Genomic DNA, 14,928 nt, shown 5'->3' on the forward strand with positions numbered 1-14,928 from the left:
AGGGAAATTATAATTTAACGTAGTTACAAGATAGGGAGTAGGAAAGAATATTCAGATTTTTTTGTTAAAAATAAAGCCCTCATATGAGGGCTTTAAATAACGGAGCTTGGTGTAATTAAGAATTAAGAATTAAGAATTAAGAATTACGACGACGTGCTGCACCAGCTAGACCTAATAAGCCTAAACCGAACAATGCAATAGAAGTTGGCTCTGGAACAAGCGAAACGTTAGTGCTTGTAGTTTGAGAGATATTCAATGCGTACGCGTTTTGAGCTTCTAGTAAAAAGTCACCAGAATTAAAGTTTTCATTTGAGTTAACTGCTTTAGAGTTTGAACCAGGGAATAAAGTATTAAACATAGCGCCGTCACGACCTGAAACAGTTTCATCAACAATGTTCCATTGTTGTCTTAAACCAGTATTAATATTTGTTAGTGAAACAGTAAAGTTTGCAAATGCAGTGGTTGTAGCTGTTATAAGGTCATCAAATGCAACATCAGCAGTTATAACAGATGCCATATCTAAAACATAATCTAAAGTAAAGTTAACATTAGCATTGGTACCGCCATTAAATTTGAATATAGCTTCAAATTCATTAAATATATTACCATTTGAACTCGCATTACCTTGAGGTACGCTTGATAATGAACTTTCTGCTAGAGTAAAGCCTGATGAAGTCCCATCTATTGCATTGCCCGATACATTTTGGTCAGAATATGAATAATTTAAATCATTAGCTAATCCAGTTGACCAATGCAAGGTGCCAGCATTTTCTGCTGCAGGGGTATTCAAACCTAAAACTGTACAGTTACCAACACATGCTAATAATGCATCAACATCGCCTAATGCTGATGATGAATCAGCATCGCCTGCAGTTAAGTTTGTGCCTATATTTATTTGTGCTGAAGTATTACCTTCACGAGACCCTGAAGCTAAAAATAATAAGTCCGCTGAAGATACACCGTTTAAAGCAAAGTTATTTACTTCAAGGTATGAGCTAGCAATTACACCAGCATTCGCGCCAAAAGACGCTACAGTTAAAACAGAAGCAGCGATTAAGCTTTTTGTTAGATTAATTAATTTCATTTTTCTCTCCGATTCCATTTGGAATGTTAGTTCGTTTGATTAGTTGTCTACCTACTAATATGCTTACATCGTGCCAATAATTCATGCTGTTGTTTTTTATGTTGTTTTTTTTTAGTTTTTTGCTTGGGTATTCAATAGTGTAAAAAAACCTGACAACTTATTAGGCCAAGGTGTTTTGTTATAATGAATGATCCCTAGTTATCGTAATTCTAAATCCCATATTTATCTGGTGATAAAACAGTCTGTTGATCAAGAACACTCTTTATTTTTTTCAACTGAGGTATTAAGGAACTGTCAATTTTACTATAGGCTTCATGCGCATGGCTCGAAAGCCGATAAGGAAAATAGCCTTTATTGGTTAGCGCTTCAAACATCTCATCATGACACGCTAAAGCTTTTACATCTTCACCCTCGATATCACGATCATAAACCAGCGACACAACGCAGTCTAAAGTTCGTTCAGTTAATAGCGTGATAGATAATCCTGGTTCATAACCATATTTAATTTGAATAGCATTTATAATCTTAACCATTGCTTTTACATGTTGGCCATCAATGGGGGCTATTGGGGCTAACCATAATAAACCGACGTTGTCTTGGGTGGGATCTAATCCGTCGATAGTTTTGGGTGGTGTTTTCTTTCGCCAATAAGTACTCGGAATAAAGTAATTAGTGGGAATTCCTTGTTTGAGACGAAATACTTTTTCAAGCAATGGGATATTACTATTGAAATCTATCCCGGTAATTAGACTCAGTATGCCTTTAAATTTCATCGCTAGATTTAAAGTCGATTGATCGATGAACTTGATATCAGTTGTAACGGGTTTAATCGCCTGTTTAAGTATTTTTTTCCATACTTTTACTTCCGCCTTTGTGCCGTAGAATGCACCCGATACACTCCAAGCATTAACCATAAACTTCTTTTTTAACGTGTTTTTGATGGATTCGGGTAATGGCGTTTGATTTTTCGCTTTTTTCCAAGGATAAAAGCTGAGTGCTTGAATAGCTTTATGATCGTTACCAATATGCGCTGAACTTTTAATAATGCCATTTAATTTTAACGGTTGTAGTGCATCTATTAAATCAGCTATTTTATCTTCGTCTTTAATGCTGATAAAGAATGCTTCAAAATGTTCAGGCTTTGGCATAAGCCATAAAGTCATCTTAGTGACAATACCAAAATTTGATTGCGTGAATAAACCATCAACATAAGGGCCAATGCCCCATTTATAACAATCTGCTGCAACCGGTATCACACCATTTTTTGAGAACTGTTTAAAGCCGGTGTTAATTAAACTGCCATCAGCTAATATCACTTCAAAACTACAAACGTTGTTAAAATGATCACCATATTCGGTATGGCCAAAACCTCTTTCCATCGTATTGCCGATAATACTACACTCAGGAGACGACCCTGTGGCGTCCATCCAGAACTTTCCACCTTGTTCTTGTAAGTATTCGTAAAGATCTTGTTGGGTTACACCTGGGGTTAAGGTAATAGTTCCTTGTTTGTCGTCGTAGTTATCGAGTTCTTTAATACGTGAGAGTTGCATTAATATGGCATTATCAAAACTTGGTTCTTGCGCCGAATATCCCCAGTTTTTTCCTGAGCTTACCGTGCTAATTGCAAACTTTGAGTCGTCATTGGATAAATTATACTGGTTAATAGTTTTAACTATTTGCTGAACTTGCGCTGTATTTGCAGGCTTGATTACAATTTTATTTGTATTTTTATGGGGGAACGTTCCTAAATTATATTCAGCGACTTTTTCACTTGAAGTAAAAATGTAGTCTTTACCCACTATTGTTGTTAATAGCGAAATTAGGTTATTCATAGTTACTCTTTTTGGATATATAGATTGTAAATTATTATATGACATAATAATTTTATTGGCATTTTTAAGACAATAAATTCGTGTTTTTATTGATCCTGCATCAGTTTCATAAAATTTTGTAGAGGGAGTTATTGCTTTTTTAAAACTCGTATTGTGATGCCAGTCGTTTTATTTTGAAAGCTACCGGCATCACAGGGTATTTATTATATTTGCTGATATTTTTAAATATTATTACTCATTAAGATCAAAAGCTTTGTTGAAAAATTTAACTGCTTTATGACGAGATTTAACTGCAAGTTTCTTATTCGGCTTTAAGGTAACAGTGCCGCCTTGTCCTAAATGTGCAAAGGGATCTTCAACGATTAATGTCGGTTCAAGTCTATCCCATGCGTGGTAAGCTTTTTTATATACATTAAGGTCAGTTAACTCCTTATCTACATCAACCAAATTATTCACCATGTTTGAACAGGTGTCAGGTAAATCGTAATCGTCATATTGCCCGGTTTGAATTAATACCGGTGCACCGGTGAGTTTTTCAAATTCAAAACCAGGAACATTATTGTATACCCAACAAACAGGGTAATGAGCAACATGGGCGGCATATCGAAGAGAGCTACCTGTCATACCCATATATTGTTCAGTAGCCGTTAACATGGATAAAACTCCACCCCAAGAAAATCCAATAATACCTATTTTAGACGAGTCTATGTCGGGTCTTGACGCTAAATAATGTAATGCAGCAATAGCATCGGGTAAGGTTTCTTGTGGACTGGCTGGTCTGTCGGTTCCTCCGGCTAGGTTGCGAGCGCCCCAAAGATCAAGTTCAATGGTTACGATCCCATTTTTATTAAGCGACTTTGCGTAAAAATCACCCGTGCTATCTATACCGCCTGAGCTATGCATAATGACTACTGCAGGCATTTTTGATGTGTTATCTGTTCGTGGAATACTTAATTTTGCCGATACTAGCCAGTTATTTTCAAGTGTTTGAACGGGAATACTTACGTAATTAATGATTGGAAGCTGGTATTTTTCAATTTTAATTTTTGCAGAAACGGGAAGTGAGCATAAGAGTACAGATACAATAAAGCCTAATATTTTAAACATAATAAATTCCTTTTATTTAGAGAGTTTTTTATCAAATAACAATACACACGATAAAAGCATTTGTCATATATATTTATACGTAAGTGTGATTATTTATATTTCATATAAAAAGATGTCTTAATGCTTTAGTATCATATGTAAGTATTTAATCCAGAAAAAAGATACAGGAAGTTTAATGAAATTTTTAAAGTCGATAATATGTATAAGTGTTGTTATGGTTTTATCTGCATGTTCTGACACTGAGTCGGCACAAACATATATAACCAAAGCAGAGAGCTCAATTTTAGAAAAGCAAAACAACGCGGCAATTATTTCATTAAAAAATGCCCTTAAAATTGATGGTGAAAATGCACATGCGCGATTCTTACTAGGCCGGTTATATTTAAGTGATGGTGATGCCGAAAACGCGGTGAAGGAGTTAGAACGCGCTAATAAATTAAAATATGACTTTGATAAAGTTCTCCCTTTACTCGCTCGAGCCTATATATTGACAGAATCTGATGACGATGTTTTAGCGCTTGAAATACACGAAAAGTCTTTATCAATGCCAAATACTCAATACCTCGCCTATAAAACTTTAGCATCATTGAGATCTGGGAAAAATGAGCTTGCCCAGGCAATAGTTGATGAAGCACTTTCTCTATTTGGATCAGATGGCTACAGCCAGTTAGCGAATGCCTATTTAGCCTTCTCAACACAAAATATTGATCATGCAAGTTCACTTGTGAAGCAAATTTTAACGACAACGCCAAACAATGCTGATGCACTTATGTTACAAGGTCAGATTGCGACGGTTGAAAATAACTATGCTTTAGCTGTTGATAGCTTTAAGCAATATCAAGTATTACAACCTAATTCAGGTAAAGTGCAATTTTTTATCGCTGATTCTCTCATCAAAAATGGCCAATATGATGAGGCTGAAGCCATTGCTGATGTTATTTTAGCAAGAATTCCGACTCAACCTTTTTTACAATATATTAAGGCGATGGCACGCTTTGAAAATAAAGACTACAAAACGGCAAACGTTCTTGCTAATCAATCGTTAAGTTCAGGGTTTAATTCTTTTAGTTTGAAATTAGTTGCCGGGGCAAGTGCTTTTTATTTGCAAAACTATGAGCAAAGCCATCTTCATCTGAAAGATTTGATTTCATATTTACCCGCAGAACATCCGGTCAAAAGAATGCTTGCGTTAAGTCAATTACAGTTAGGTTTGATTGATGATATTAGTGAAACACTAAATGGTTACGACTCAAATAATAAAGAAAACGCACAGTTTTTATCTACATTAAGCTATGAATTATTAGAAGTAGGGGCTTACGAAAAAGCACAAGAAATGGCTAATTATGCCTCTAGTGCGGAGGATATGACGGCTGAAGAAGTTGCAAGAGCCGGTATTTTAAAACTAATGATGAACGATCCTTCTGGCATTGAAAAATTAGAATTAGCTTTACAGCAAGACCCTGAATTGATTTCAGCAGAGCTTGCACTGGCCTTTGCTTCAATTCAGTCTGGAAACTTGGCTAGAGCTACTAAAATTGCAGACAAGTGGTTGGAGTTATACCCAAATAAAGCAGGGGGACATAATCTACAGGCGAGAATCTTATTCAAAAACAATAAATTTGAGGAAGGAAAGGCTGCATTAGAGAAAAGCCTAGCATTAGAGCCTAATAATGTGTACGCATTAACTGAAATTGTAAAGTTGGCTGCTTATCAAAAAGATACCGAACAAGCTACGTTATTGACAGAGCAGGCACTTAAAGCACATCCGAATAATATTGAAGTACTTCGCCTATACTTTGAGTTTCACAAAAATGAAGAAGGCTTAGAGGTGATTGCTCAGGCTCAAAAAAGTAATGCCGATAATGTTAAACATGGAATGCTATTAGCCGAAGCTCTTATACAGTTAGATCAATTTAGGCAAGCTAGTACGATATTGAATGGTTATCAATTAAGTGGAAGAACCCCAAAACGTTATTGGCAGTTAGTACTTATGGCTAATGCTAAACAGCCAGATGCTAAAGATGTCTATTCAATCTTAGATAAGTGGTTTAAGAATAATCCTTATCATATTGAACCTGCCTTTTTATTAGCAAATTATTGGACGAGCAAAAAATTTCCTGACAGAGCATTGGGTGTATTAGATGAAGCCTCTAAAAAGCATCCTAACAATCTAATGATTAATTTGGTGAAAATGCAGGTTTTATTAGATAGTGGTGGAATAGCAGATGCGAAAGATTTGTTTAAATCATTAGAAAAATTTGATGTTAATGAAGATTTAAAAGCAGGAATAGAAGGTAGGATTTTCTTACTGGAAAGAAATTTTATTGATGCAATACCTAAACTTGAGCAGCAGTATAAGGCCAGACCTACTAGTAATAATGCGACGTTTTTAGCTTTTGCTTTGGAAGGAAATAATCAAAAATCGCAAGCTATTGAGCTGTTAGAGCAGTTTTCTGATAAGGAAAACATAGAAAATAAAATTGATCCTCGCGTTAGCCTGAGTTTAGCAAATATGTATTTAGCTGAACATAAAGACAAAGCTATTATTGAATATGAACGACTTATTAAAGCTAGCCCGAAAAATATTGTGGCATTAAATAATTTATCATGGCTGTATATGGAAGACAAAAAACATTCACAGGCCCTGGAATATTCGAAACAAGCCTATGCTATTAATTCGACAATACCGAATGTTGTTGATACTTACGCTCAGGTCTTATTAAAATTAGATAATAAAGTCGAAGCATTAGCAAAAGCAAAAGAAGCTTATGATTTGTCTAAAGGGAAAGATACTGATATTGCTTTAAACTATGTAGAAACGTTATTAGCAAATAATAATAGAGTAGAAGCCCAACGTATATTGAGCGAAATAACGGTGGTATCAGCGGAGCAAATAGAGAAAAAAAGGAAATTGTCTGAATAGTTGAAGGTTTGTTGTATTAGTAGCGAAAAGAGAAGACGTACATTTTATTTTCGCTACTTTTATCAGTATTTTCTCTGATGATATTATGAACAGTGAATATTCGAGATAGTTAATTAAAACTGGCTACGGATATCTTTTTGTATTTCTTTATACAAGCTCTTAAAGCCACTTGTTAGGTTTTCTAAAAATATTTCAGCATTAATATAATAAGGAGCGCGTAAACCATGATATTCAATAGGCTCACCAATTTGTATGAATTTAATGCCAACAAACTTCATACTACGGGCTAAACGTGGCTCCATCATAACAAAAGCATGCTTTATACCGGTATCGATAGCTAAAGTGCCAGCAACCATATACAAACCTATCGCAATAAATGGGAAACAGCGCAGTTCTGATTCAGAATATGAACCTTCACTAATGGCACCAATGGCAGAACCCTTAAAACGATCTGATTTACGACGTCTGAAGTCAGCTTTTACAGCCAAGCGAGAAAATTCACCAATCTCTTCACGTTTGAATTTTTTAGGATCGTAGTCTTTATTTTGAATCGCGTCATAACAAAACTTTTCAATCGGTAACAATTCATCTTCATTGCTTGAGCGAACTATACGTACACAACTGGTGTAATTATTGGTTGGCTTGTGCTGAATTAGAGCAAAAATAGAGTGAGGATCAAACTCATCCATTTCCATACCATTATCTTTTTGATTTTCGAAGGCTAATTCTTCACAGTAAACATTGTGACGAATTTTAAATACTTCGTTACGAAGGCTTTTAGTAGAGGCGTATTGTGGCTTGAGAAACTTGGTGAAATGCTCCGCAATATTTCCGGCATCATGATTGACCTTAAACGACGCCACTTTTTTTGCGACATCGCCAATGATAGGGGAATTTAATATTAATTTGCTTAGACTCATTTTCTCATCCATTTGTCTTCATGTTATTTCGTGATAGAAGTCATTGCGTCACGAGACATACTATTAATATAACCTAATACCGGAGAAATATTACTATTAACTGTTAAAATTTTTATTTTTTTCCCAGTTTTATCGGTAATACTTCCTCTGCTGTTTTAAAGCCAATATCAAATAAGCTTTGTTTTTGCTCTGTCGTCATGGAAAAGTCAACGGCAGAGTAATTGCCAATATTAACTACTACGGTATTGTGCCAGAAGGCTTCATTAATATATTCGCGCGAGATCGTGGTCATAAAGGTACGAATAAGCAGGGTTACGTACTTATAAATTGGGAAAAAACCTTTAATATTAACTTCGTTATTTTCATGCTCACCCTTAAGGCGAAAACATAAAACCGGTGTCCCATCTTTTGCCCAGTCTCGATGTAGGGCGTCTTCAGATAAAATACTGCCATCAACCATGACATGTTCGCCAAAAGTCTTAAAACTAAATATTAAGGGAATGGACATCGAGAATCTTACTGCCAGTGATACTTTTACATCAGGGGTGAGCTCTTTGTTGAAAATAACGGGGGTACCTTTAGCGACATCTGTTGCAACAATATGTAAATTATAATCAAGCTCGGCAAATGTTTTTCCACCGAGTAGGCCATCCATCCATTGTTCAAAACGGTCACCTGAACTTAAACCGCCGTTGCGAATTAATTTTAATAATGAAAATTCTCGGAACTTGTTATAGTTAGTATTTAAAGCGATATCTTTAATTTCCGCTGGGCTTAAGCCAGCTGCAAACAAGCTGCTAACAATACTGCCACCTGAAACCCCTACTAAGTGATTGAAGTCGATGTCATAAGCTTGTAGCGCATGTAAGATGCCAACATGTGCCGGCAGTCGTGTGCCGCCACCAGCGAAGATAGGAACTACTGTTTTTTTTGTCATATTGTTGAACGACCTTAAGAAATAGCTGCCTACAGAGATATAACATATTGTTATAATTATTTTAATTATGAGTAATCATAGCTGTTTTTGCGAGTAAAACGCAGTAAACTTATTGACGATAAATAATATTTATAATGAATGGAGGGTTTAAGATGCGTTATTTGAAAATAATATTAAGTGTTTATTTAATTTTTTATACCAGCTCAGTACTAGCCGATTTAGCGGATACCGTTGAAAAAATAAAACCGTCAGTAGTGGGTATTGGTGTTCATACCCCATCGGGTCGTCAGCAAAATAGTTTGAACGGCAGTGGCTTTGTTATCGGTAATGGCCGCTATGTGGTCACCAACTTTCACGTTTTACCCAAAGAACTTGATGAAAATACTCTTCAACAGATGGCGGTGTTTACTGGCTCTGGAAAAGCGGCGAAAGTGCGAACCGCTGATATTGTTGCTAGTTCGCAGTTGCACGATATCGCCGTACTAAAAATCCATGGCGCGCCACTGCCCGCGATGCAACTTGCAAATAAAGAATTTAGTCGAGAGGGCAGCTATGTTGCATTTACGGGCTTTCCTATTGGCGCTGTTTTAGGTCTATACCCTGTGACCCACCGCGGTATTATTGCCAGTATTACACCAACGATAATCCCGGTGGATAATGCTCAGCAAATTAGTATTAAGATGTTGAAAATGTTACGTAATCCTTATTTAGTTTATCAACTTGATGCTACCGCTTACCCTGGCAATAGTGGCAGTGCTTTATATGATGTTGATTCAGGAGAAGTGATTGGTATTATTAATAAGGTGTTTGTGCAGGAGTCAAAGGAAGCGGTTATTACTAATCCTAGTGGCATAACATACGCGATTCCGGTTAAATATTTATTAGCCTTACTAAAAAAAGATAACATTGATTATCTCGGTACTAATTAGTAATTTTTAGTCTTCAGTTATGACGGTAAGGTCTTGCAGGATTTTGGGTGAGTCTATTAAGGATGAAACGGGCACTAAGTCAATATCAAGGGCTGCGAGTAACGGTATTAAACGATTGAGTGCTGCGATCGTTTCAGGGTGAGGGTGCGCAATAGCCACCACTGATTTATATTGCTGGGCGTGCTCTATAAGCTGCATAAATTGCTGATCAATATAGTCAGTGGTTAATTCGTTATCTAAAAATATTTGTCGGTGGGTTGTTGGAACACCTACCTGAAGGGCGATATGTTCTGCTTTGGTTTTGTTGGTAGTAACACTGTCGACAAAAATTAAATCTCGCTCTTTTAAAAAGCGCATGGTCCACATCATAGGATTATAAAGTTTGGTTAGTTTACTCCCCATATGGTTGTTGATACCAATAGCAAAAGGTATCTCAGCGAAAGCAAGTGCTAACTGATGGCGGATTGACTCTTCATTCATTTTAACGGTTAGTGCGCCAGGTCCTAGCTTTTTACCATTTTCTGCTTCCATTGGTATGTGCAAAATAATTTCGTTATTTTTATGATAGCCTTCTAAAGCCAGCCTTTTACCATAAGGCGTATGGGGGAGAATAGCGAAGGTTATTGCGCCGGGTAAGGTTAGCACGGCAGCATCACTTTTTCGGTAACCAATATCGTCAATAATAATGGCAACTTGTGCGTTTTTAGCGGTTGCTAAAGGCGTTATACTTAGTAACGTCAATAAAATAATTAGTTGTGGGAATAAAGGCAAAAGAACTCTTAATTTGGAAAACATCATTATTAACCGAGATTATCAGTAGAAAAAGTTAAAATCGAGGAGAAGTTAACTTTTTATCTTCATGTAAACCAAGCTTTAGGGTTAACTGCTTGACCATCGCTGGGTATTTCGAAATATTTACAGCGAATTGACTGTTTTTATTAGCAGAAAAATAAGACTCAGCAGGCGCTATATTTTCACTTTATTTAAACCAAGCTTTAGGGTTTACTGCCTGACCATCGCTGCGTATTTCGAAATATAATCCAGATTGACTCTGCCCACCACTTTGTCCAACAAGTGCTATCGGTTCACCGGTTTCTACCCGGTCACCTACTGACTTTAATAACGCTTGGTTATAGCCATATAGGCTCATATAGCCGGCGCCATGATCTAACACTGTGACTAAACCATAACCTTTTAACCAATCTGAAAATAATACCGTGCCGTTATGAATGGCTTTAACTTGTTTACCAACAGGAGCGGCTAACAAAATACCTTTCCATTTTAAGTAGCCTTGTTTGCGAGAGCCAAAACTGTGGCTAATTTTGCCTTTAACCGGCCAAGAAAGTTTTCTTTTTAATTTTTTTAGGCCAACTAACTCTGCACTTTGCTGTGCTAATGTTGCGATTCGTTGTAATGCCACCACTAAGTTTTGTTCTTCGGCCACTAATTGAGCTAACAGCTGTTTGCTACCAAGCAGCTCTTGATTTAATGCGCGAATGGTGTTTTTTCGTTCTTGCTTAGTGTTTTGAAATACGACTTTTTGTTCGGCTTGTTGTTGTTTTATGAGATTTAACTTTTTGGCTTGCTCTTGGTGTTGTGTCGTTACGGCGAGCAAATCACTTAAGACAATCTGAAATTGGTCAATTTCTTTGATGCGAGCATCGTTCAAATATTTATAATAGGTAACGGTACGTTCTACGCTAGCAGGGCTTTGCTGGTTAAGTAATAATTTAATATAGTCGTGATGTCCCGATGTATAAGCGGCTCTTAATTGTTGGGCTAACACTTTTTCTTGTTGCTGTTTCTTGTGCGTTAAGGTTATTTTTTCTTGCGCGAGTTCTTTTAATGTTTGCTGAGTATCTTCAAAATCATCTTGGGTTTTAATCATCGCCTTTACTATTTTAGCGATTGAAATATCGTCATTTCTTAATTGATTTTCTAAAGATGAGCGTTTATTACTCGTTTGTTTAATCGATTTTTCTTGCTCAACTATTTGCTGCTGAACTTTCGACAATGCTTGATTGGTTTTATTGGTCGTATCACCATTACTCGACGACTGTTCAGTGGCGTTCACCGACATCAATACGCAGCTAAGGCTGAATATTGATGCAAATAAAGATATTTTTTTCACGGTAAATTTCATTTTAATAATAATTTTCTTAGATAAACTTCATTAACGAATGACCGGTCATTTGCTCGGGTTGCTCTATATCCATCAGCTGTAATATTGTTGGCGCAATATCACTCAATGCGCCATTTTCTGCTGGTTGAGCGGGTCGGCCAATATAAATTAGCGGCACAGGTTCACAGGTATGCGCTGTGTGTGCTTGCCCTGAATTGTTATCAACCATTTGTTCAGCATTGCCATGGTCAGCAGTAATTAAACACTCGCCACCCACTTTTTCTAGAGCGGCAACAACACGGCCTACGCTAGCATCAACCGCTTCACAAGCGGCTACGGCAGCATCAAACTTTCCAGTATGACCCACCATATCACCATTTGGATAATTACAAACGATAAAGTCGTGTTCACCGCTTTCAATGGCGGCGACTAATTTATCAGTGAGTAACGCTGAATTCATTTCTGGCTGCAAGTCGTAGGTGGCAACTTGTGGAGAAGGTACTAAAATACGCTGTTCGCCAACAAATTCACTTTCTTTACCACCGCTGAAGAAGAAGGTAACGTGCGCATATTTTTCTGTTTCTGAAATACGTAATTGCGTTTTGTTGTTTTTCTCTAACCATTCACCCAGTACGTTCTCAAGTGCTACTTTAGGAAAAGCGATATTGGCTTTTATGTCACCGGCATATTCGGTGAGCATGACAAAGTCAGCAATAGCAGGACACTTCTTACGCTTAAAGCCAGAAAAGTCTTGTTCAGTAAAGCAACGGGTAAATTGACGCGCACGGTCGGCTCTAAAATTCATAAAAATTAAGGAGTCACCATCATCAATTTCTATGGTTTGGTTGTTCTTGTCTACAATCGCTGAAGCGGCAACAAACTCGTCATTTTCATCACGGGCATAAGCGGCGGCTAATGCCTCAGTTGCGCTTGAATATTTATACTGCGCTTCACCACTAACCATTAAGTTGTAGGCTAATTCGACACGATCCCAACGTTGGTCACGGTCCATGGCATAATAACGACCAATTACCGAAGCTATCTGGCCACAGCCTAGCTGTTGGAATTTTTCTTGTGCTTTAATCAATGACGCTTCTGCGCTACGTGGTGGCGTATCGCGGCCGTCTAGAAAAGCGTGTAAGTAAATTTTACGGGCACCTTTTTCTTTAGCGAGTTCGAGCATTGAAAAAATATGATCTTCATGGCTATGAACGCCACCTGGTGATAATAAGCCAAAAATATGTACGGCTTTATCATTTTTAACGGCTTTATCAACCGCATCATTAAGTGCTTTGTTGCTGTTAAATTCTTTATCTTTTATCGATTTGGTAATACGAGTGAAGTCTTGATAAACAATACGACCAGCGCCTAAATTAACGTGACCCACTTCTGAGTTGCCCATTTGTCCGTCAGGTAAACCTACTGCCATGCCTGAGGTGCCAATTAACATATGTGGATAGCGAGCATTTAAATCGTCGAGTACCGGCGTTCTTGCATGAAAAATAGCATTAGATTCTGTAGATTCTCGGTATCCCCAACCATCTAAAATCAGTAATACGGTAGGTTTTTTATTTGGCATTTTAGTTTCCATAACGGTGAAATTAGCTAATTATTCACCAGTATACCAAGGCAAATCAAGAATTGCTTGTGTGGTATTAGACAAAATATTTCAAATGAATTGTGTGCTTTTATCAGCACCGTCGAGAAAACTCGGTACTTTAGTGCCGAGATGAATCGATAATTTCTTGACAATCTCTGCTTGTACAGTACTCTATACAGTATATGAAAAGGACGCTTAGATACAATTACCGGCTCAAGCCGACAGCAAACCAAGAAGCCAAACTCATTGTGTTTGGCTCATATGCTCGTGGGCTATGGAACTTGTTGCTGTCTGAAAATATACGTCGATATCGCTATGATAAAACGTTTTTATTTTACCATGAAATGGCTGGTTTGATTCGAGATTTAAAAAAATTCGATGAACTCTTATGGCTGAAATCCTTTGATTCTGCGGCTTCTCAGCAAGTGGCTCGCGACCTTGAAACGGCACTGAAAAATTCATTCACTAAATGTCGGGCTCAGAAATTCCCAACGTTTAAAATCAGTTTTAAACAAAAAAAGCTTCACGATGATAGCTTTCGATGTGTTAACAATTCTAATTGTATTCGCATAGAAAATGGCGCTATCAGTATTCCAAAAATTGGTAAAGTGCCGATTGTATTACATCGAAAACTAGCCAGTAAAATCAAAACAGCTACGGTGCAATTTAAGCACGGAAAATGGTATGTTTCACTCACTCAAGAAGTTGAGTGCAAAAGCGCAAAGCAAGTGCTATCAACGCTTGTAGGTTATGATATCAACAGCCAGTACACCGTCGTTGGTTCAAATGGGTGGTACGTTAAAAATCCGAAAGCTTTCAAAAAATCTTCAACCAAATTAAAGCAAATTCAAGTCCAGTTGAGCCGTCGAAAGAAAGGCTCTACTCGCTGGCACAAAACAAAAACACGCTTAAATAAACTTCATGGAAAAATCTCTCGCCAACGCTTAGCGTTTGCTCACGAAGTATCATGTTCGATAGCCAAGACCAGTGATATTATCGTGTTTGAGGATTTAAACGTGAAAGGAATGCAGCAGTTTAATGGCCAAATGGTGAACGATAATGTGATGGGTATGGTCACAGTGTTAACTAAGTACAAGGCTGAATTAAATGGCGCTGTGTACCATGAAATAGGTCGATATGTGAAATCGTCAGGCATTTGTTGCGAATGCAAACATGAGCATAAATTCGATTTGAGAGTGAGAAATTTCGCGTGTGAGCGCTGCGGCACAGTGCAGTGTAGAGATTTTTCTGCGGCTAAGTCTATTGCAGACACAGGCGAAAAAGAGTTAATAGCTAATGGGATATTAGTTAGGGCGTTGCCCAAAGCTCAGCAGAAATCACCTTCTAAAATGAAAGTCTTTGAGCAATCAAAGTTTGGTGTGGGAACTGAGAAAAAAGAAGCAGCCTAGCCGTTAAAAGCTAAATTGCAGAAGCTCGGTACTTTAGTGCCGAGTAGTTCACTCGTTATCAG

The 14,928-nt window shown here is 37.3% G+C and carries 11 protein-coding genes; 3 read left to right on the plus strand and 8 right to left on the minus strand.

Features of this window, described 5'->3' with window-relative positions:
* Positions 1-136: 136 nt before the first annotated feature.
* From H4J75_RS04685 to H4J75_RS04695, 3 genes are all read right to left on the minus strand, one after another.
* A complete protein-coding gene (locus tag H4J75_RS04685) occupies positions 137-1,084 on the minus strand; it encodes an EDSAP-1 family PEP-CTERM protein (protein WP_182221502.1) in 948 nt (315 codons plus the stop codon).
* 209 nt (positions 1,085-1,293) lie between these two features.
* On the minus strand, positions 1,294-2,919 hold the full coding sequence (locus H4J75_RS04690; protein WP_182221503.1) for an FAD-binding oxidoreductase: 1,626 nt from the start codon (positions 2,917-2,919) through the stop codon (positions 1,294-1,296).
* 231 nt (positions 2,920-3,150) lie between these two features.
* Positions 3,151-4,026: a dienelactone hydrolase family protein gene (locus H4J75_RS04695; protein WP_182221504.1), complete on the minus strand. Its 876-nt coding sequence runs from the start codon at positions 4,024-4,026 to the stop codon at positions 3,151-3,153.
* Positions 4,027-4,201: 175 nt separating this feature from the next.
* Here H4J75_RS04695 and prsT point away from each other — a divergent pair, with 175 nt between their 5' ends.
* Entirely contained in the window at positions 4,202-6,949 is a 2,748-nt protein-coding gene (gene prsT, locus H4J75_RS04700) for an XrtA/PEP-CTERM system TPR-repeat protein PrsT (RefSeq protein ID WP_182221505.1), read from the plus strand.
* A gap of 113 nt (positions 6,950-7,062) precedes the next feature.
* On the opposite strand, the gene H4J75_RS04705 is transcribed toward prsT, so the two are convergent.
* Together H4J75_RS04705 and H4J75_RS04710 are read right to left on the minus strand one after the other, a co-directional pair.
* Positions 7,063-7,869 (minus strand): PEP-CTERM/exosortase system-associated acyltransferase, encoded by an 807-nt coding sequence (locus tag H4J75_RS04705; RefSeq protein ID WP_182221506.1) that lies wholly within the window; start codon positions 7,867-7,869, stop codon positions 7,063-7,065.
* Between the two features lie 112 nt (positions 7,870-7,981).
* Entirely contained in the window at positions 7,982-8,806 is an 825-nt protein-coding gene (locus tag H4J75_RS04710; protein ID WP_182221507.1) for a patatin-like phospholipase family protein, read from the minus strand.
* Positions 8,807-8,958: 152 nt separating this feature from the next.
* Here H4J75_RS04710 and H4J75_RS04715 point away from each other — a divergent pair, with 152 nt between their 5' ends.
* Positions 8,959-9,735 carry a serine protease gene (locus tag H4J75_RS04715; RefSeq protein ID WP_182221508.1) on the plus strand — a complete coding sequence of 259 codons (777 nt, stop codon included), beginning with the start codon at positions 8,959-8,961 and terminating at the stop codon, positions 9,733-9,735.
* Between the two features lie 6 nt (positions 9,736-9,741).
* On the opposite strand, the gene H4J75_RS04720 is transcribed toward H4J75_RS04715, so the two are convergent.
* The 3 genes from H4J75_RS04720 to gpmI all read right to left on the minus strand — a co-directional run bounded on the left by H4J75_RS04720 (position 9,742) and on the right by gpmI (position 13,436).
* Positions 9,742-10,506 carry a divergent polysaccharide deacetylase family protein gene (locus tag H4J75_RS04720; protein ID WP_259364996.1) on the minus strand — a complete coding sequence of 255 codons (765 nt, stop codon included), beginning with the start codon at positions 10,504-10,506 and terminating at the stop codon, positions 9,742-9,744.
* A gap of 208 nt (positions 10,507-10,714) precedes the next feature.
* The gene (locus tag H4J75_RS04725; RefSeq protein WP_182221509.1) at positions 10,715-11,866 is read right to left on the minus strand and encodes a peptidoglycan DD-metalloendopeptidase family protein; all 1,152 of its coding nucleotides are present in this window, start codon (positions 11,864-11,866) and stop codon (positions 10,715-10,717) included.
* 28 nt (positions 11,867-11,894) lie between these two features.
* A complete protein-coding gene (gene gpmI, locus H4J75_RS04730) occupies positions 11,895-13,436 on the minus strand; it encodes a 2,3-bisphosphoglycerate-independent phosphoglycerate mutase (protein WP_182221510.1) in 1,542 nt (513 codons plus the stop codon).
* 203 nt (positions 13,437-13,639) lie between these two features.
* On the opposite strand from gpmI, the gene H4J75_RS04735 reads away from it, so the two are divergent.
* A complete protein-coding gene (locus H4J75_RS04735; protein WP_182221511.1) occupies positions 13,640-14,866 on the plus strand; it encodes an RNA-guided endonuclease TnpB family protein in 1,227 nt (408 codons plus the stop codon).
* The last annotated feature ends 62 nt before the right edge of the window (positions 14,867-14,928 follow it).

This window comes from Colwellia sp. BRX10-1, from assembly GCF_014077545.1.
Classification (GTDB): domain Bacteria; phylum Pseudomonadota; class Gammaproteobacteria; order Enterobacterales; family Alteromonadaceae; genus Colwellia_A.